The following is an 18,081-nucleotide window of genomic DNA, read 5'->3' on the forward strand; positions in this document are numbered from 1 at the left end:
TAATGTGACTCCATTTAACCAACCCTCCAGGCGATTTCCCGCGATTCTTATTGAAACTTTACAGCAGAGAGGTCAGAACCAGCCAGACATCTATGCAAGGTTATAATTTATGCTCGCGGAACTTCGGGAACAATATCTGACCACGGTTGCCCGTGCCCTGGATGGCACGATTTATGAAGACCCACCAATTCTGTTTGGAGACACCAAACCGAATTATGACTCCAAAAACCGTGAATACGGCTGGGATTGGCCGTCTGTTGCGTTCACGATGGTGGGCAGCAAGCGATTGGCCAATGTTCGCGCCATGGTAGAATCCGTCATTGGCAACCGGGTTCCCGGCGATTTTGTCGAAACCGGAGTATGGCGTGGCGGTGCCAGCATCTTTGCGAAGGCGGTTCTCTTTGCGTACGGCCAGAATGACCGACGTGTCGTTCTATGCGACTCGTTTCAGGGCCTGCCCGAGCCAAATGAAGAGCTTTACCCAGAGGACAAAGGGTCTGACTTTCACAAGTACGACGCCCTGGCCGTGTCAGCTGATACAGTAAGGGCAAATTTTGAAAAGTTCGGGCTTCTGGATGATCAGGTTGTGTTCATTGAAGGCTTCTTCAAAGACACCATGCCACTGGTACCCAGCGAGCAGATCGCCGTGCTGCGTCTTGACGGTGACATGTATGAATCAACCATAGATCCTTTGCGGCACCTTTTCGGCAAAGTCTCGAAAGGTGGATGGATCATCGTTGACGACTATCATGTGGTTCCCGCAGCCAAAGCTGCCGTGCATGATTATCTTGACGAAGTGGGGTATCAGCCACCCGCGATCAATGAAATCGATGGTGTGGGTGTCTATTTCCAGAAGGTGTAGAGAGAACCCGCTGGAACAGACTTGGGGGTCAGGTCACGGGTCAGGTTGCGCCTACAACTTGCGGGCGCTGCTGACGTCGGGGCCCGTCACCTGAACACCTGAAACGTCAGGCTCAGCAAGGCTGTGGCCTATTCGTGTTTCAGAATGGCCGACCAAGCAAACACCCCCGGGGGTGCTACCGGACAGCATCCTCAACATCCCGATGAACGTCCACAATGTGGAACTGATTCAAGTTCTGAAAGCGTCTATTTCACTTGGTATAGCTGTCTTCGACAGCCCTTTCGGACCTCGCTCAGTGGACAAAAGAGCGGATGCAATCTTCGCACCCTTCATCAATTTCTTATTTTTTCACTGAGAGTTGGTGCGGTCGAGAAGACTCGAACTTCCACGGGTGTTACCCCACAGCGACCTCAACGCTGCGCGTCTACCAATTCCGCCACGACCGCACTGCCAATGACTTGGTAAAGCGGCGTATAGACGTTGGTGTGCGCGATGTGAAGAGGCAAAAACACTCCGGTTCAAAAACCTTCACCGCGACCTTATCTATGCTACCGGACAACACGCTAATGATCTGACAGGAGCCGCAGATGACCCCGCCCGATAACCGCCCAATCGTTCAGATCGATATCGTCTCGGATGTTGTGTGCCCCTGGTGTGTTGTCGGGTTTCGGCAGCTTGAAGAAGCGCTGCAGCAACAGGGTGTTCTTGCCCGGCTTCGCTGGCATCCGTTCGAGTTGAACCCGAACATGCCGCCCGAGGGCCAGAATTTGCGCGAGCATATCATGGAGAAATACGGCACGACCGGTGACCAAAGCCAGCAGGCCCGGGACAGGCTTACCTCGATCGGCGCTGAGCTCGGCTTTACCTTCAACTTCGACGAAGACAGCAGAATGGTGAATTCATTCGCGGCGCATCAGTTGCTGGATTGGACGGAAGGGTTTGGTCGGCAGCATCCATTGAAACTGGCTCTGTTTGACGCGTATTTCACACATCAGAGGGATGTTTCCGATATTGATGTTCTGCTGGAAGCTGTTCGGTCCATCGGGCTGGACGCGGATAAAGCGCGACAAGCGCTTGAAAGCGGAAAACACATAGCCCCCGTACGTGAAAAGCAGCAGTTCTGGACCAGCCGGGGCATTTCAGGTGTGCCATCCATGGTATTTGGCGGAAAATATCTGCTGACCGGCGCGCAAGGATCTGAAACCTATGCACAGGTGTTGCAACGTTGCCTGTCTGAGGCCGCCTGACCCCTTTCCCTGACCGATCTGGACGGTTATGAGGCCGACATGGAATGGAAAATCACCGATGGTCTGACCAGCTATGACGACGCCGTTGCCTTTATGGAGGCGCAGGTCGCCGCAATCGCAAGTGGCGACGCCGAGGAATGTGTCTGGCTGTTGGAACACCCGCCGCTTTATACTGCGGGAACCTCAGCCAAGATCGAGGATCTGACCGACCCTGATCGGTTTCCGGTTTATGAAAGCAAACGCGGGGGCGAATACACCTATCACGGGCCCGGTCAGCGTGTGGCTTATGTCATGCTGGATCTGAACAAACGGGGACGCGATGTGCGCCGTTTTGTGAAGCAGCTTGAAACCTGGGTGATTTCAGCGCTGGCGGAGTTCAATGTACAAGGTGAGATTCGTGGCGGGCGCGTGGGGGTTTGGGTTCGGCGTGACGACAAGCCTTTGACGGCGACCGGCAAACCGGCGGAAGATAAGATCGCCGCCATTGGTTTGCGCCTGCGCAAATGGGTCAGTTTTCACGGTATCTCAGTGAATGTCGAACCGGATCTGGAACATTTTTCGGGCATCGTCCCATGCGGGATAAGCGAATACGGCGTGACGTCATTGGTCGATCTGGGGCTGCCGGTGACAATGGCAGATATTGATGCAGCTCTGGAAAAGACATTCGCAGACGTTTTTGGATCTGCTGATTCCTGAACTCAACTGCCAATCGCTGCGCAGCGAATCGCTGCGCTCTACTGTAGCAAACAACAATCCTTGTGACCGGGTGGCTCTGTTTCCCATGCGTAAGGCAATTAACCCTGAATTCGGTGGATTTAGGGAAGTCTTTAAGCATTTTTTAACTCAGGTAGATACAAAGGCCCAGTTAACGAGTAATATGGAACTGCCAATCAAGAGTGAGAGGTATGTTAACCGGTGATCCAGGGCTCGCCCTCGAAATCCGAGAAGTGTTTGGTTACGAGTCTGCCGTTCCGACCCCAAATCGGAACGGCAATTCTTTTTAAGGCACCGCTATTCTTCCTGGTGCCCAAATCGGGACGAACCGACGCAGGCGCGGTCGGCCTGTTCCAGTTCGAGCGTCGCATGGCCTACCCCAAAACGATCCAGAAGGGTTAGCCTGACACTGTTCCGCACCTCTTCGGCCTTTTGCCAGGCGTCTGTATCGATGACCAGATGAGCCGTCAGCGCGGGCTGCCGTTCCTGCATGCTCCACAAATGCATGTGATGCACTTCGGCCACCCCTTCTGTTTCTTCAATAGCCGCCGCAACTTGCTCTGGTTCCAGGTCGAGCGGTGCGCCTAGCATCAGAATGCGGATCGTCTCACCTATCTCACTTTTGACATGCCACATGATATAGACGGAGATCAGGATCGTCACCACCGGGTCCACCCATGTCCAGCCGAACAGGATCACTGCGGTTCCCGCCACGATCACGGCGACTGATCCCAATGCGTCAGCAACATTATGAATGAATGCGGCCCGGATATTCATGCTCTCCTTGGCCAGAGCATACGTCAGCGCAGCGGTTACGAGATCGACCACCAATGCCAGCGCGGCGATCCAAACCATAATCCACCCGTTGATCGGCTCGGGTTCAAAAAACCGTATCACTCCTTCGTAGAACAGATAGACAGACAGCACGATCAACGTGGTGTAATTGACCAATGCGGCGACGACTTCGGCCCGGCCATAGCCAAAGCTCATACGGGCATCGGCGGGGCGCCGGGCTATCTTTCGGGCGAAAAACGCGATTATCAGCGCGACGGCGTCCGAAAAGTTGTGCAGCGCATCGGCAATCAACGCCAGAGAGCCCGAAATGATGCCACCGATGACCTGAGCCACAGTCAGGAACATGTTCACCCCAATCGCCCAGGCGACGCGCGCATCACCTGCGTCCGGATCGATGTGACTATGATGTTGACCATGTCCGGTGTGGGAATGCTGGTGTGCCATGTCGTTTCCTGTCCCTTGTTGCGGCTTCCCAGAGCATGTAGTTCCTCTAGCCACTAGAGGTTCAAGAGGCCGCAACGGAAAAATGTACTCAATCGGGGACTTATCGCGCCGAACCGGAATGAAAATTCCCACAATCCGGTTTTATGAAGACAAAGGCCTTTTGCCCAGGCCAGAGCGAACGGCGGGCAATCAACGCCGGTATGACGATACCGCGTTAAAGCAGCTGATCTTCATTCGCCATTGTCGTGATCTGGGATTGCCACTGGCCGACGTCGTGGGCTTGCTGTCCCTTGAGGGCGCGTCTGGCAGCGACCTTAACCGGGCGCACGAAATTGCCGAAAAGCAACTGGCCGACCTCCGGGATCGTATTGCCCGCCTTCAAAACCTCGAGGCGGAACTGACCCGAATTTCAGCGGCCTGCGACGGGCAGCACGACCACGTCTGTGCCGTGCTGCACGCGTTTCAGGATCATGGCGAATGTATGGGGCCACATGGCGCCGAATGATCAGGCGAGTGCGGCGCTGATCTTTTTCGCGTGGTCCCCGATAAGCTCGAAATCCCCCATCTTGCCCGGTGGGCGCATGGAAACGCCTTCGTAGCGCGGCAAGATGTGAAAATGCAGGTGGAAGACTTCCTGCCCGCCTGCCGCCTCACTGAATTGCTGAATTGTCACCCCGTCCGCGTCAAATGCGGACTTAACGGCCCGGGCCATTTTCTGCACTGTTCTCATAACTGCCGTCAGTTGCTCGGGCGTAGCGTCCAGTACGTTGCGGCAGGGCGTTTTGGGGATCACCAGTAGATGCCCGTCCGTGCGTGGCATGATATCCATGAAAGCCAGCGTTTCGTCATCCTCGTACACGCGCGTGCACGGGATTTCTCCGCGCAGGATTTTCGCAAAAACATTGTCGGGGTCGTAATCAGCCATCTCAAACCTCTGGATTGCGGGTGTTGGCACCGTTCTGAGACGCGCGCAGGCAACGGTCAAGGCGGAACTCTGCCAACACCCTTGCCGCATCGACAGGCCGGGCTTGAATTCTCATCCGCCACGCCCAGATACCCCATGTTGAAGGCCGGAAAACCGCGCGGCACCCGCCTGCCCGCGACAATTAATCTTGATCCAGATCAAACTCGGCCATTGAAGGTGCCCTCTCCACATTCTAAAACCAGCAGGAATCCCGCGCGTTGGAGAGGTCCGACTGCGCGGTGCAGTTGCAACAGGAGGCACCTATAATGGCAGACGCAGCCATTCATGGCCACGACCATGAAGACGAGCGCAGCTTTTTCCAGCGCTGGTTCATGTCGACCAACCACAAGGACATCGGGATTCTATACCTGGTCGTTTCGGCGCTTGCCGGTCTGATCTCGGTTCTGATGACCGTCTACATGCGGCTCGAGCTGATGCACCCGGGCGTTCAGTACATGTGCTTGGAAGGCTTCATGGCCGACCCATGTACACCCAACGGGCATCTGTGGAACGTTATGATCACCTACCACGGTGTTCTGATGATGTTCTTTGTTGTCATCCCGGCCCTGTTCGGCGGTTTTGGCAACTATTTCATGCCGTTGCAGATCGGCGCGCCGGATATGGCGTTCCCGCGGATGAACAACCTGTCCTTCTGGCTGTATGTCGCTGGTACCTCGCTGGGTGTTGCCTCGCTGCTCAGCCCCGGGGGTAACGATCAGCTTGGTTCGGGCGTCGGCTGGGTTTTGTACCCGCCGCTGTCGACGACCGAGGGCGGCATGTCCATGGATCTTGCGATCTTTGCCGTGCACGTATCGGGCGCCTCCTCGATCCTCGGCGCGATCAACATGATCACAACCTTCCTGAACATGCGTGCCCCGGGCATGACCCTGTTCAAGGTGCCGCTGTTCAGCTGGTCGATCTTTGTCACCGCGTGGCTGATTCTGCTGGCTCTGCCGGTTCTGGCGGGCGCGATCACCATGCTGCTGATGGACCGCAACTTTGGCTTCACCTTCTTTGATCCGGCCGGCGGCGGCGATCCGATCCTGTATCAGCACATCCTGTGGTTCTTCGGCCACCCGGAAGTATACATCGTGATCCTGCCCGGATTCGGCATCATCAGCCATGTCATCGCGACCTTCTCGCGTAAACCGATCTTCGGCTATCTGCCGATGGTTTGGGCGATCATCGCGATTGGTGTTCTGGGCTTCGTCGTGTGGGCGCACCACATGTACACCGTTGGCATGTCGCTGCGTCAGCAGGCCTATTTCATGCTGGCCACAATGGTCATCGCGGTTCCGACAGGGGTTAAAGTCTTCTCGTGGATTGCGACGATGTGGGGTGGTTCCATCGAGTTCAAGACACCGATGCTGTTCGCCTTCGGCTTCCTGTTCCTGTTCACCGTCGGCGGTGTGACCGGTGTGGTTCTGTCGCAGGCTGGCGTGGACCGCGCTTATCACGACACCTACTACGTGGTCGCGCACTTCCACTACGTGATGTCGCTGGGCGCTGTATTCGCGATCTTTGCCGGGGTGTACTTCTACTTCAGCAAAATGACCGGCCGTCAGTACTCAGAGTTCTGGGGCAAGGTTCACTTCTGGATGTTCTTCATCGGCGCCAACCTGACCTTCTTCCCGCAGCACTTCCTGGGTCGTCAGGGTATGCCGCGCCGCTATATCGACTACCCAGAGGCTTTCGCCCAGTGGAACTTCGTTTCGTCGATCGGTGCGTTCATCTCGTTCGCCTCGTTCCTGCTGTTCTTTGGCATCGTGTTCTACGCCCTGTTCCGTGGTGCGAAAGAAACGCGTCCAAACCCGTGGAACGAATACGCGGACACGCTAGAATGGACCCTGCCCACGCCGCCGCCCGAACACACGTTCGAGCAGCTGCCCAAGCAGGAAGACTGGGACAAGGGCCACGCGCATTGATCCCGATCTGATCCAAAGAAACCCCGCCCAAGTGGCGGGGTTTTTCATTGCCTTCGCAGCCGGTTCGCCAATTGCACCAAAATCCGCTATGATACCCCCGCAGAACAGTCGGAGGATCGGCAATGCCGGAAATCGACTTTTGGTATTCAATCGGCAGCACATACAGCTTCCTTACCGTGATGCGTCTGGACGATTGGCGCGTTGAACATGACGCCACTGTTAACTGGCGGCCCTTCAATGTGCGCACGATCATGTCAGCGCAGCAGAATATCCCGTTCGCCGGAAAACCGGAAAAATCCACATATATGTGGCGCGACATCGAACGTCGCTGTGCCAAGTATCACATCCACGCCAGCTTGCCGGCACCCTATCCGATTTCCGACCTGGCCTTGGCCAATCAGATCGCTGTCCTTGGCATGATGGATGGATGGGGCAAATCTTTTACCCAAAACCTGTACCGTATCTGGTTTGAGGAAGGCGTCGACGCAGGCAGCGAAATCGCTCTGTCCGAAGCTTTGCTGCGCTGCCAGCAAGATCCCCGTCTGACACTGGCACGTGCGCGCAGCCCGGATATCGTCGCGGCACTGGAAGCTGAAACGGATATTGCCGTGAAACTGGGTGTTTTCGGTGCTCCCAGCTTTGTCGTGAGGCAAGAAGTGTTCTGGGGCGACGACCGTTTGGATGACGCCTTGTCTTGGGCGCGTGTCGGCCACGTCGTCTGATCAAAACCCGTCGACTTGACGCAGCACCGCGTTATGTTTCCGGTATGCCGTACAAATGGAATCAGACATCCGAAACCGAACAGGAACTGCGCCTCTGGCCGCATAACTCTCTGCCGCGACGCGGGGCAATGATCACTGTCCTGTCAGTGTTCCTGTTCGGCCTGATCCCGCTGCTGGCCGTGCTCGGATCAGTGGTACTGTGGGGACTGTTACCGTTTCTGCTGATTTCGGTGTTGGGCCTGTGGTTTGCCCTTCAGGCGAACTATCGTGCGCGCAGCGTTTCCGAGGTATTGACGCTAACTGGTACCGAGGCCCACCTCGTCCACCATACTTCAGGCAACGGGTCGCAGGAATGGTCGTGTAACCGATACTGGGCGCGACCTGAAATGCACGAGAAAGGCGGCCCTGTCCCTCATTACGTCACCCTTATTGGGGACGGGCGCGAGGTCGAAATAGGAGCGTTCCTGTCTGAGGATGAGCGCATCACGCTCTATGACGAATTGGTCAAAAAACTGCGCGAACCAATCGCGCAGTAATTGCCTTGAGCATCGGATGACTCAGCAGTTTCCGTTTGACGCGGCGCAGAGGTGGTCCTTGACCATCGGCCCGACCTTGCCGAAATCCATCTGACCGGTATAGCGGGTCTTCAGCTCGCCCATGACCTTTCCCATGTCACGAATGGAACCGGCTCCGGTTGAAGTAATCGCGGCCTGAATCGCTTTTGACACTTCATCATCATCCAGCTGCTTGGGCAGAAACTCTTCGATGACGGCAACTTCCTGCATCTCGCGCTCGGCCAAATCGAGGCGTCCGCCCTCTTCATAGGCGCGCGCGCTTTCCTTGCGTTGCTTGGTCATTTTACCAAGTATTTCAAGAACCTCTGCATCACCGCAGCCTTTGACCTCTTCGTTGTCCGAGGCGCGCGCGGCGATGTCACGGTCCTTGATGGCCGCGTTGATCAACCGCAGCGTCGATAGACGCTCGGCTGCCTTGTCTTTCATTGCTTGCTTCAGGGCGGCATTCACCCGTGATCGCATGTCCATTTGGCTTGTCCATCCCCATGACAACGGAACCCCGAACATATCTAAACAAAAAGCGTGTTACAACCGGGGGCGATCAGTCTTAACCTATTGAAAAATAACGATAGCATAAAAAATGAACGGACTTGACCCAAGCGCCTAACCCCCTTAGGTATGCGCCGGTTTACCTTGCAGGAGAGTCGCGCCATGGCCCAGAACGTCCCGTCCAAGCCCACCGCATGTCTGGCTTTGGCCGACGGAACACTGTTTTACGGCCTCGGCTTCGGTGCAACCGGACAGACCGTGGCTGAACTCTGCTTCAACACAGCCATGACCGGATATCAGGAAATCATGACCGATCCATCCTATGCCGGGCAGATCGTAACCTTTACCTTCCCCCATATCGGCAATGTCGGCGTGAACCCGGAAGATGACGAAACCGGCGATCCGGTCGCCGCTGGCATGGTTGTCAAATGGGATCCGACCGAGCCGTCCAACTGGCGCTCGGCCGAGGACCTGAAGGGCTGGCTTGCCCGCCGTGGCCGTATCGCCATCGGCGGCGTTGATACCCGTCGCCTCACACGCGCCATCCGCCAGCAAGGTGCGCCGCATGTGGCGCTGGCTCATGACCCCGAGGGCAATTTCGACATCGAAGCCCTGGTTGCTGCGGCCCGCGGCTTTGCCGGGCTGGAAGGTATGGACTTGGCCAAGGAAGTCACCTGTGCCCAAAGCTATCGCTGGGGTGAAATGCGGTGGGCGTGGCCTGACGGGTACAAGCGACAAGAGGCCCCTGCCCACAAAGTCGTGGCTGTGGATTACGGTGCCAAGCGCAACATTCTGCGCTGCCTCGCCTCGGCTGGATGCGATGTCACCGTATTGCCAGCGACAGCGACCGCAGCCGAAGTGCTGGCCCATCAGCCAGACGGCGTTTTCCTGTCGAACGGTCCCGGCGACCCGGCCGCAACTGGTGCTTATGCTGTGCCGATGATCAAGGAAATCCTGGACACAACCGATCTGCCCGTCTTCGGTATCTGCCTTGGCCACCAGATGCTGGCACTGGCTTTGGGCGGTCAGACAGTCAAGATGAACCATGGTCATCACGGCGCGAACCACCCGGTCAAGGATCTGGACACCGGCAAGGTCGAAATCACCTCGATGAATCACGGTTTTGCCGTGGACGCGCAGTCTCTGCCGGAAGGCGTTGTTGAGACCCACAGGTCGCTGTTTGATGGCTCGAACTGCGGTATCCGCATGACTGACAGACCTGTATATTCGGTGCAATATCACCCCGAAGCATCGCCCGGGCCTCAGGACAGTTTCTATCTGTTCGAACGTTTCGCCGATGCGATGGAAAAGAAAAAAGAGCAGGCATAACGCCGGAACTTTCCAGAGTTAACGGCACGTTAACTTTGTTTGAACAACCCTGAGCGCAGGTAACTGTGCCAGGGTTTTATTATGGTTGAGCTTAACCTCCAGGATTTTACAACCGCCGCCCCATTCCCGGCGCCCGGTTTTCGTAAACCGCTGGGCACTTGCCTGTTGGAGAACGAGGTCATCACCCGCTCGCAACTGGACCACGCATTGAGCCTGCAGGCCAGACAGAAAGCGCCCCTTGGCGAGATTTTGGTTGGCGAAGGATATGCCAACAGGCAAGACGTTCTGACGGCCCTATCCACGCAGTTCGAGTGGCAAATCGCGGACCTTGAACAGATCCCACCAATGCGCGGTTTGTGCGAACTGAAGCCAGTAGATTTCTGGCTTGAACACAATGTTATTCCCTGGATGCGCATAGGCCCGCTGCTTTTGGTCGCCACCGCCCGGCCTGATCGTTTTGCGACCGTTGTTGCCGAGATGCAGGATTGCGACCATGCCATCCTGCCGGTTCTTGCGGATTCTCATCAGATCGACCGGGTCATTGCACTGCACTTCTCGCAGACACTCGCAAATGCTGCCGAAACCCGTGTAAACGCCGCACAAAGCTGCCGCAACTGGACCGCCGGATCCCGGCTCGTAACATCCGCAACAGCGGTGAGTGTGTTGTTTCTTTTCGCCCTATTCCCCGCGTTTGGATTGATGGTTTTGTTGGGCGCGGCCGTGGGGACTTTGGTTCTTTTTGCAGCCTTTCGGACAATTGGCACCCTTGCCTACCTCGGCGACCACATGAAAAAGCCGACCGAACCACCAGAGGCGGCAATCGCGCTTCGACACCCCTGCGTGTCCATCATGGTGCCGTTGTACAAGGAACGAGAAATCGCGAATGCTCTGGTGCAGCGGCTCCAAAGGCTGACCTACCCCAAAGCGCTTCTGGACGTCATTCTCGTGCTTGAGGAAACGGATGACGTGACGCGCGACGCCCTTGCGCAGACGGCTCTGCCCAGTTGGATGCGTGTTGTTGTCGTCCCGGAATTGAACGGGCTGACCACCAAACCGCGCGCCATGAATTACGCGCTGGACTTTTGCCGTGGTGACATCGTTGGCGTTTGGGATGCCGAAGACGCACCTCAGCCAGATCAGATCGAACGTGTGGTGGCGCATTTCACTCAAGCTTCGCCCGAGGTGGTTTGCCTGCAAGGTGTTCTGGATTACTATAACCCTCGCACAAACTGGCGGTCACGCTGTTTTACCATTGAGTACAACAGCTGGTTTCGTGTGATCCTGCCGGGCATCGCACGTATGGGCCTGGTCGTCCCGCTTGGGGGAACGACGTTCTTTTTCCGCCGTGAGAAGCTGTTGGAACTGGGCGGCTGGGACGCCCACAATGTTACCGAAGATGCCGATTTGGGCGTGCGGCTTTGCCGGGCCGGTTATCGGACCGAGATGGTGGATACCACGACATTCGAAGAGGCAAACTTTCGAGCCTGGCCGTGGGTGAAGCAACGCTCACGTTGGCTCAAGGGTTTCATGGTTACCTATCTTGTGCACATGCGTAACCCTCGGAAACTGTATGCGGACCTGGGTGCAGTGAAGTTTTTTGGCCTACAGACGTTCTTTCTGGGCACGCTGGGTCAATTCCTGCTGGCCCCTGTTCTCTGGATTTTCTGGCTATACGCCATGGGCATAACCAATCCGATGGAGCAAATCCTGTCACACCAGATGGCAACAGTGTTGGTCTGGCTGTTTCTGGCGACCGAGGCCCTGAATATCTGCGCCGGGATCATCGCTGTATCCGCGCGTGAACGCCGTTTCTTGCTGCCTTGGGTCCCGACGATGTTTCTGTATTTTCCACTAGGTGTGGTTGCCGGTTACAAAGCGCTGTGGGAGCTGGCGACAAATCCGTTTTTTTGGGACAAAACCCAACATGGTCAGGCCAGCGAAGACATTCCGCTGGCCTGACGTTCATTTATCGCGACGACTGGCATCCTGTTTCAGACGAGTCATGAACGCGATTGAAATATGCTCCTTCAGCGCCCGCCCCGCGGCTTCCTCGTCGCGGGCGGCGATGGCTTCTACAATTCCCTTATGCTCACTTTGTGCAATCTCACCACGCCCCTGAACTGCCAGAGAAGTGGTCGCCATCAGGGCCATCGTCCGGTGGACCAGATCGAGCTGCTGAACCAGATAGCGGTTGTGTGACGCCAGATGAATCTGTTCGTGAAACCGTCGGTTGGCGCGCGACAAAGCCGTTGGGTCATCGATAAGTTTGTCGTCTTCAACAACCATATCCTGAAGAACCTTGATCTCTTCTTCAGTAGCGTGTTTTGCGGCCAGCCGTGCGGCAAGCCCTTCAAGTTCCCGGCGCACAATGTAAAGCTCGGCCATCTGGTTGTGGTCCAGAGACGCCACGATCAATGACCTCCCGTCCCGTTCCAGCAAGGATTGGGTTTCCAGGCGTTGCAGCGCTTCACGGATCGGAGTGCGCGACACGCCGAACCGTTCAGCCAATTCGCTTTCGACCAATCGATCACCGGGCTTGTAGACCCCCACATCGATGGCTTCGAGAATAAGGCTGTAGGCGTCCTTGGTCGGGGATCGGGTCTGGCTCATGGGATCATTTGTCTCCTCGTTCGGACATGTCTAGCCGTGTCAGGGGGCGGCGATCAAGTACAGCATTGAAAACCGCCCGACTGCGCCCTAAACCCAAGCCATGGTCAAACCTTCGTTTAGTCATGTCACCCAATGGGTGTTCGATCTGGATAACACCCTGTATCCGCCGCAGATGCGGCTGTTCGATCAGATCGAAGTTCTGATGACGGACTATGTGGTGCAAGCCATCGGTGTGGAACGGGCCGAGGCCGACAGGCTACGCGCGCATTACTGGCGCGAATACGGGACAACGCTGGCCGGATTGATGGCCGAACATGATCTGGACCCCGACCCTTATCTGCACGCGGTACATCAGGTTGACATGAGCCACATGGACCCGGATGCGGAACTGGCCGATCATATACGCGCCCTTCCAGGTCGGCGGATCGTCTACACCAACGGCAGCGCGCCCTACGCGGAACGTGTATTGGAAGCACGCGGCCTGACAGGCTTGTTCGACGCGATATATGGTGTCGAACACGCAGGGTATCGACCAAAGCCCGAAAAAGCTGCGTTCGAAGCGATCTTTGAAAAGGACGGCCTTCAGGCCGAAATGGCGGCGATGTTCGAAGACGACCCTCGCAATCTTGCGACCCCGCACGAGATGGGAATGCGTACGGTTCATGTTTCTCCTGACCGGCATGAAGCCGATCACATCCACCATCACACGGACGATCTGACCGCGTTTTTGGCCCGCCTGCGATAGCCTGTCACAGTGCGACGATCTGCACGTTCCGCACCTGCATCTGCGTCCCTATATGCGCAGCAGCGACGAACAGATGGAGACCCCGATGAGTGCGATCGAGATGCCCGGACGCCTGCCGATTTGGCAACGTCTTTTCTTTGCAATTCCGGTTATGGGGTGGCTGGCGCGCGACGCGGCCAACGCTAAGCCAGAAGATCTGTACTATACTGTCGCTGCCATTTTCAGTATGTGGGGCTGTTCCATAATGCTGTTCGGCCTTCCCGGCCTCTACATCCCCGCTCTTATGATGGTGCCGGTGATGTTTCTGATCCTCGTCCTGATTTCGCGCGGCTGAAATACGGGACAGGATGTCACTTGGCACTCGGGGCAGATCCGAATTAGGTTCTGCCCGGAATGATGAGAGGCGCCATGACCGACAGCTGTGACATCCTGATTTCTGGTGGTGGGATCGCCGGTCTGACCGCTGCGGCGGTATTCGGAACGGCAGGATTTGAAGTGATCTGCGTTGATCCGAGCCCTCCGATCACCGAGCGGGATGTGGACGGGTCAGACCTGCGCACCACAGCTTTTTTGCAGCCTGCGCGCGGCCTGCTGGAACAATGCGGTCTGTGGGCAAGGCTGGATGCTCACGCGGCTCCGCTGCAAATCATGCGGATCGTTGACGCGGGCGGCGACGTGCCCGAGCCGCGCGTTGTCCGCGACTTCAACGCAGCCGACATTTCTGAACACCCTTTCGGTTGGAACTTGCCCAACTGGTTGCTGCGCCGAGAAATGGTGGCGCGACTGGCTGAATTGCCCAATGTCGATTTCCGCCCCGGCACCGGAACCACCAGCTTGTTCACCCGAACCGCCGAGGCCCGCGTGGGCCTGAGCGATGGAAACCGCGTCCGATGTAAACTGGTGCTTGCCGCCGATGGTCGCAACTCACCTATGCGCGAAGCCGCCGGGATCAAAGTTCACACGACACGATATGGGCAGAAGGCGCTGGCCTTTGCGGTGACACACCCAATTCCACACGAGAATGTCTCGACCGAGATTCACAGATCCGGGGGACCGTTCACGATGGTGCCTCTGCCTGACTGGAAAGGGCAGCCCTCGTCCGCCATTGTCTGGATGGAACGCGGACCGAAGGCCGTTGAACTCCTGAACCTTGAGCCCGAGGCATTCGAAGCCGCTATGACCGCTCGTTCTTGCGGTTTGTTCGGCCCGCTGAATTTGGCCTCCCGCAGAACGATCTGGCCGATCATCAGCCAATCCGCAGAACGGCTGGCGGGGGAACGCATTGCCCTGATGGCTGAGGCCGCGCATGTGGTGCCACCCATCGGAGCACAGGGATTGAACATGTCGTTGGGCGATCTGCGTTGCCTGCTGGATTTGGCGCAAGCCCGGCCCGAAGGTCTGGGAGACGCACAGATGCTGGACGCCTATCACAAGGCCCGTCACACCGAGGTCGAGATGCGCGTCAAGGGCATTGATCTGCTGAACCGCGCCTCGATGATCGAGGCACGTCCGCTGCGGGATGCACGGGCGATGGGTCTGAGCGCGCTCTATTCTCTGCCAAGCGTGCGCAAGACGTTGATGCAGATGGGCCTTGGCGTTCGCTAAGGCCCGGTCCGCTTACAGAACATGATCCAGCACCCGCTTCAAACGCGCGATGGTGCCGTCCACGTCGTACAGCTTGTCGAGCCCGAACAGGCCCAACCGAAAAGTGCTGAACCCTTCGGGCTCATCGCATTGCAACGGGACACCAGCGGCAATCTGCATACCCAGTGCCGCAAATTTCCTGCCGTTCTGAATTTCGGGATCCGAGGTGTAGCTGACCACAACTCCGGGCGCGCCGAAACCGTCGGCGGCAACCGAAACAACGCCCTTGTCCTTCAGCATCGACCGCACACCGTCGCCCAACGCCCACTGCGCCGCACCCAGTTTTTTGAACCCATAATCTCGAGTCTCTGCCATGGTGTCGCGGAAAGCCAGCAAAGCATCGGTCGGCATCGTGGCGTGATAGGCGTGACCGCCGTTTTCATAGGCTTGCATGATCTGCCGCCATTTCTTCATATCAATGGCGAAACTGTCAGAACTGGTCTGCTCCAGCCGTGCCTCGCCCCGTTCAGACAGCATGACCAGACCGGCACATGGCGACGCGCTCCACCCCTTCTGAGGCGCAGAGATCAGAACATCGACACCGGTGGTTTTCATGTCCACCCAGGCACAACCCGACGCAATGCAATCCAACACCATCAATGCACCCACTTCGTGCGCCGCGCTTGCCAGCGCGGTCACATAATCATCCGGCAGAATGACCCCCGCCGAGGTTTCGACATGCGGAGCAAAAACAACACCGGGCTTTTGTTCGCGAATCGCGGCGACGACCTCTTCGATCGGAGCAGGCGCAAAAGGCGATGGGCTGGCATTGCCAGTCTCCCGCGCTTTCATGACCGTGGTCGAGTTTGTCAGGGAACCGCTCTCAATGATCTGGCTCCACCGGTACGAGAACCATCCGTTGCGAACCACCAGCACATCCGCGCCGCGCGCAAACTGTCGGGCGACCGCTTCCATGGCATAGGTTCCACCGCCCGGAATAACTGCGACACCTTCCGCGTTGTACACGTCTTTCAGCATGTCCGAAATGTCGCGCATCACCTGCTGAAACTTCTGCGACATATGGTTCAGCGAGCGGTCGGTAAACACGACCGAGAATTCTTCAAGCCCGTTCGGGTCAACGGTATCCAACAAGGCAGGCATGAGGCGTCCTTTCCAAAGCGTTTTCGAAGTTTTGTCCCCTTTGCCCGTGCGGGTAAAGCCCATTCGCGACAAAAGTTTGACCCCATGTAAAGTAGCGGAAACAGTAACTTTTTTCCGCCTACGCCCCTGAAAACACGAGAAATGACGCCAAGTAGTGTCACTTCCCCTTTACACTTCTGCTTGATTCTGAACAGATGCGCACACTTTATACTTGAAGGGACATATTTACCCGTGACGATACAAAAGCGGATCAGCTTCCAGTTCGTTAGAGACGAAGTAAAACGACGTATTGAAAGCCGTGTCTGGCCACAAGGATCGCTTTTGCCGACAGAGACTCAGCTGGCTGAGGAATTCAATTGCGCCCGGGCCACTGTGAACAGAGCCATGAGGGAACTGGCCGATCAGGGCTTTGTCGAGCGCAAACGCAAGAGCGGAACACGTGTCAAGAAAGAGCCAAGCAAACACGCCAAACTCGAATTTTCACTGGCGCGGCAAGTGGTCGAAAGCCAGAATGCAACCTATCGCTACGCGCTTGTTGAACGGAACGTAGTCACCAGCCCCGGATGGCTTTCGTCACAAATCAACGTGGCACCGGATGTGCGCGTTCTGCATATTGTCTGCATGCATTATGCAAATAATCGGCCTTTTCAGATGGAAGAACGGTGGATCAACATTGAGGCTGTTCCAGATGTAGAGGACGCGGACCTGATCGAACAGGGGCCACATGAGTGGCTGTTGACGGCTGCGCCCTTTACCGACGCCGAGGTTGCTTTCTGCGCCATTTCTGCGGATGCGCGGTTGGCAGAATTCATGGGCACCACGGCAGGGACATCCATGATTCAGATGGAACGCACAACGTGGAAAGAAGACAAACCACTCACCTTTGCGCGCATGACACACCATCCGGGTTATTGTATTCGTACCAAATACTGAGCGTATTCAACCGATCGGCCCAGGTAGGCGTTCTTCGCTAAGCAGCACGTTTGCCTCGACATCGCCCGCGCCCGGCAATGTCATGATCCGGCGCCGCAATACACGCTCGAAATCGGCCAAGTCTCGGGCCACGACACGCAGTCGATAGTCATACAGTCCAAGCACATGCTCGACTGTCTGCACCTCGGGAACGGCACTGACGGCGCGCTCAAAATCTTCAAGGCTGATCTGGCCTTTTCGCCCGAGTTTGATACCCAAAAAGACGGTAACACCAAACCCAAGCGCCTCGGCATTCAGGCGCAGCCGTCGGCCCTTGATTACCCCGGTTTCTTCCAGCCTGCGGATACGACGCCACGTGGCGGGTTGAGATAACCCGAACCTGCGCCCCAACGCTCCGGCACTTTGCGTCGCGTCCTGTTGCAGTGCGCGAAGAAGACCGCGATCGATCTCATCCAGCTCAATCATACCGGCAGTACCTCGTCCCGCTTGACCCTCGCGATATGCATCAGGGCCTCGATATCGGCGATATGAGGCAGGGTCAGAATCCGGTCGCGATAGAGCTGCTGATAGTGCTTCATATCTCTTGCAATGACGGAAAGACGAACGTCGACACGACCCAGAAAGGTCTGGATCTCGATTACCTCTGCCACATCACGCGCCGCCTGCGTGAATTCGTCGAACGCACGGGCTTGAGTCTTGTCAAGCGTGATCCGAAGCGAGACCTCGACTGCATATCCCATCGCGGCCCAGTCTATCACGGCCTCCTGCCCTTCGATGATCCCTGCGGCCTGCATCTTTTCGATCCGCCGCCAGCAGACACCCGCGCTGATCCGGCAAAGATCGGCCAGTTCCGCTGTTGTCAGGCTCGGGTCTGCTTGAAAGTGGCGCAGAATGCGTCGATCAATATCATCAAGCATGATTTTTTTATTTTCTCCTGTTATCGCGAATTATTCTTCATCTTTTTTGCAAATACTCAAGCCCA

Annotated in this window: 20 protein-coding genes and 1 tRNA gene; 13 read left to right on the forward strand and 8 right to left on the reverse strand. The window is 56.7% G+C overall.

Annotated elements, in window-relative coordinates:
- Positions 1-109 precede the first annotated feature (109 nt).
- Positions 110-862: a TylF/MycF/NovP-related O-methyltransferase gene (locus tag D1823_RS07395; protein WP_117869307.1), complete on the forward strand. Its 753-nt coding sequence runs from the start codon at positions 110-112 to the stop codon at positions 860-862.
- Between the two features lie 359 nt (positions 863-1,221).
- Here D1823_RS07395 and D1823_RS07405 read toward each other — a convergent pair.
- A tRNA-Leu gene (locus tag D1823_RS07405) sits at positions 1,222-1,308 on the reverse strand.
- A 141-nt stretch (positions 1,309-1,449) separates the two neighbouring features.
- Here D1823_RS07405 and D1823_RS07410 point away from each other — a divergent pair.
- Entirely contained in the window at positions 1,450-2,109 is a 660-nt protein-coding gene (locus tag D1823_RS07410; protein ID WP_117869309.1) for a DsbA family oxidoreductase, read from the forward strand.
- Between the two features lie 39 nt (positions 2,110-2,148).
- Positions 2,149-2,805: a lipoyl(octanoyl) transferase LipB gene (lipB, locus tag D1823_RS07415; protein ID WP_117869310.1), complete on the forward strand. Its 657-nt coding sequence runs from the start codon at positions 2,149-2,151 to the stop codon at positions 2,803-2,805.
- 315 nt (positions 2,806-3,120) lie between these two features.
- Here the strand turns inward: lipB and D1823_RS07420 are convergent, their stop codons facing one another.
- The gene (locus tag D1823_RS07420) at positions 3,121-4,062 is read right to left on the reverse strand and encodes a cation diffusion facilitator family transporter (RefSeq protein WP_117869311.1); all 942 of its coding nucleotides are present in this window, start codon (positions 4,060-4,062) and stop codon (positions 3,121-3,123) included.
- A gap of 82 nt (positions 4,063-4,144) precedes the next feature.
- Between D1823_RS07420 and D1823_RS07425 the strand changes: the two genes are divergently transcribed.
- A complete protein-coding gene (locus tag D1823_RS07425; protein WP_117869312.1) occupies positions 4,145-4,567 on the forward strand; it encodes a helix-turn-helix domain-containing protein in 423 nt (140 codons plus the stop codon).
- On the opposite strand, the gene D1823_RS07430 is transcribed toward D1823_RS07425, so the two are convergent.
- Positions 4,568-4,987 (reverse strand): HIT family protein, encoded by a 420-nt coding sequence (locus D1823_RS07430; RefSeq protein ID WP_117869313.1) that lies wholly within the window; start codon positions 4,985-4,987, stop codon positions 4,568-4,570. It lies immediately after the preceding gene.
- A 305-nt stretch (positions 4,988-5,292) separates the two neighbouring features.
- Between D1823_RS07430 and ctaD the strand changes: the two genes are divergently transcribed.
- The 3 genes from ctaD (at position 5,293) to D1823_RS07445 (ending at position 8,209) form a co-directional block, all read left to right on the forward strand.
- Entirely contained in the window at positions 5,293-6,951 is a 1,659-nt protein-coding gene (ctaD, locus tag D1823_RS07435) for a cytochrome c oxidase subunit I (RefSeq protein WP_117869314.1), read from the forward strand.
- Positions 6,952-7,073: 122 nt separating this feature from the next.
- Entirely contained in the window at positions 7,074-7,673 is a 600-nt protein-coding gene (locus D1823_RS07440; RefSeq protein ID WP_117869315.1) for a 2-hydroxychromene-2-carboxylate isomerase, read from the forward strand.
- A gap of 44 nt (positions 7,674-7,717) precedes the next feature.
- On the forward strand, positions 7,718-8,209 hold the full coding sequence (locus tag D1823_RS07445; protein WP_117869316.1) for a DUF2244 domain-containing protein: 492 nt from the start codon (positions 7,718-7,720) through the stop codon (positions 8,207-8,209).
- Between the two features lie 21 nt (positions 8,210-8,230).
- Here the strand turns inward: D1823_RS07445 and D1823_RS07450 are convergent, their stop codons facing one another.
- Positions 8,231-8,716, reverse strand: coding sequence for a GatB/YqeY domain-containing protein (locus D1823_RS07450; protein WP_117869317.1), 486 nt, complete (start codon positions 8,714-8,716; stop codon positions 8,231-8,233).
- 183 nt (positions 8,717-8,899) lie between these two features.
- Between D1823_RS07450 and carA the strand changes: the two genes are divergently transcribed.
- The gene (gene carA / locus D1823_RS07455; RefSeq protein WP_117869318.1) at positions 8,900-10,066 is read left to right on the forward strand and encodes a glutamine-hydrolyzing carbamoyl-phosphate synthase small subunit; all 1,167 of its coding nucleotides are present in this window, start codon (positions 8,900-8,902) and stop codon (positions 10,064-10,066) included.
- A gap of 81 nt (positions 10,067-10,147) precedes the next feature.
- Complete coding sequence (locus D1823_RS07460) at positions 10,148-12,025, forward strand: glycosyltransferase (RefSeq protein ID WP_117869319.1); 1,878 nt, start codon at positions 10,148-10,150, stop codon at positions 12,023-12,025.
- A 3-nt stretch (positions 12,026-12,028) separates the two neighbouring features.
- Here the strand turns inward: D1823_RS07460 and D1823_RS07465 are convergent, their stop codons facing one another.
- Complete coding sequence (locus D1823_RS07465; RefSeq protein ID WP_117869320.1) at positions 12,029-12,676, reverse strand: GntR family transcriptional regulator; 648 nt, start codon at positions 12,674-12,676, stop codon at positions 12,029-12,031.
- 100 nt (positions 12,677-12,776) lie between these two features.
- On the opposite strand from D1823_RS07465, the gene D1823_RS07470 reads away from it, so the two are divergent.
- From D1823_RS07470 to D1823_RS07480, 3 genes are all read left to right on the forward strand, one after another.
- Positions 12,777-13,421 (forward strand): pyrimidine 5'-nucleotidase, encoded by a 645-nt coding sequence (locus D1823_RS07470; protein WP_117869321.1) that lies wholly within the window; start codon positions 12,777-12,779, stop codon positions 13,419-13,421.
- Positions 13,422-13,506: 85 nt separating this feature from the next.
- Positions 13,507-13,755 carry a hypothetical protein gene (locus D1823_RS07475; RefSeq protein WP_117869322.1) on the forward strand — a complete coding sequence of 83 codons (249 nt, stop codon included), beginning with the start codon at positions 13,507-13,509 and terminating at the stop codon, positions 13,753-13,755.
- 74 nt (positions 13,756-13,829) lie between these two features.
- Positions 13,830-15,026 (forward strand): UbiH/UbiF family hydroxylase, encoded by a 1,197-nt coding sequence (locus D1823_RS07480; RefSeq protein ID WP_117869323.1) that lies wholly within the window; start codon positions 13,830-13,832, stop codon positions 15,024-15,026.
- Positions 15,027-15,038: 12 nt separating this feature from the next.
- Here D1823_RS07480 and D1823_RS07485 read toward each other — a convergent pair whose 3' ends face one another.
- Positions 15,039-16,166: an aminotransferase class V-fold PLP-dependent enzyme gene (locus D1823_RS07485; protein WP_117872789.1), complete on the reverse strand. Its 1,128-nt coding sequence runs from the start codon at positions 16,164-16,166 to the stop codon at positions 15,039-15,041.
- A gap of 231 nt (positions 16,167-16,397) precedes the next feature.
- Here D1823_RS07485 and D1823_RS07490 point away from each other — a divergent pair, with 231 nt between their 5' ends.
- On the forward strand, positions 16,398-17,099 hold the full coding sequence (locus tag D1823_RS07490) for a GntR family transcriptional regulator (protein WP_254683811.1): 702 nt from the start codon (positions 16,398-16,400) through the stop codon (positions 17,097-17,099).
- Positions 17,100-17,105: 6 nt separating this feature from the next.
- Here the strand turns inward: D1823_RS07490 and D1823_RS07495 are convergent, their stop codons facing one another.
- Together D1823_RS07495 and D1823_RS07500 are read right to left on the reverse strand one after the other, a co-directional pair.
- Positions 17,106-17,564 (reverse strand): Lrp/AsnC family transcriptional regulator, encoded by a 459-nt coding sequence (locus tag D1823_RS07495; RefSeq protein WP_117869325.1) that lies wholly within the window; start codon positions 17,562-17,564, stop codon positions 17,106-17,108.
- A complete protein-coding gene (locus D1823_RS07500; RefSeq protein ID WP_117869326.1) occupies positions 17,561-18,016 on the reverse strand; it encodes an Lrp/AsnC family transcriptional regulator in 456 nt (151 codons plus the stop codon). The genes D1823_RS07495 and D1823_RS07500 overlap by 4 nt, the downstream gene beginning before the upstream one ends.
- Between the last annotated feature and the right edge of the window lie 65 nt (positions 18,017-18,081).

The sequence above is a fragment of the Ruegeria sp. AD91A genome (assembly GCF_003443535.1).
GTDB lineage: Bacteria > Pseudomonadota > Alphaproteobacteria > Rhodobacterales > Rhodobacteraceae > Ruegeria.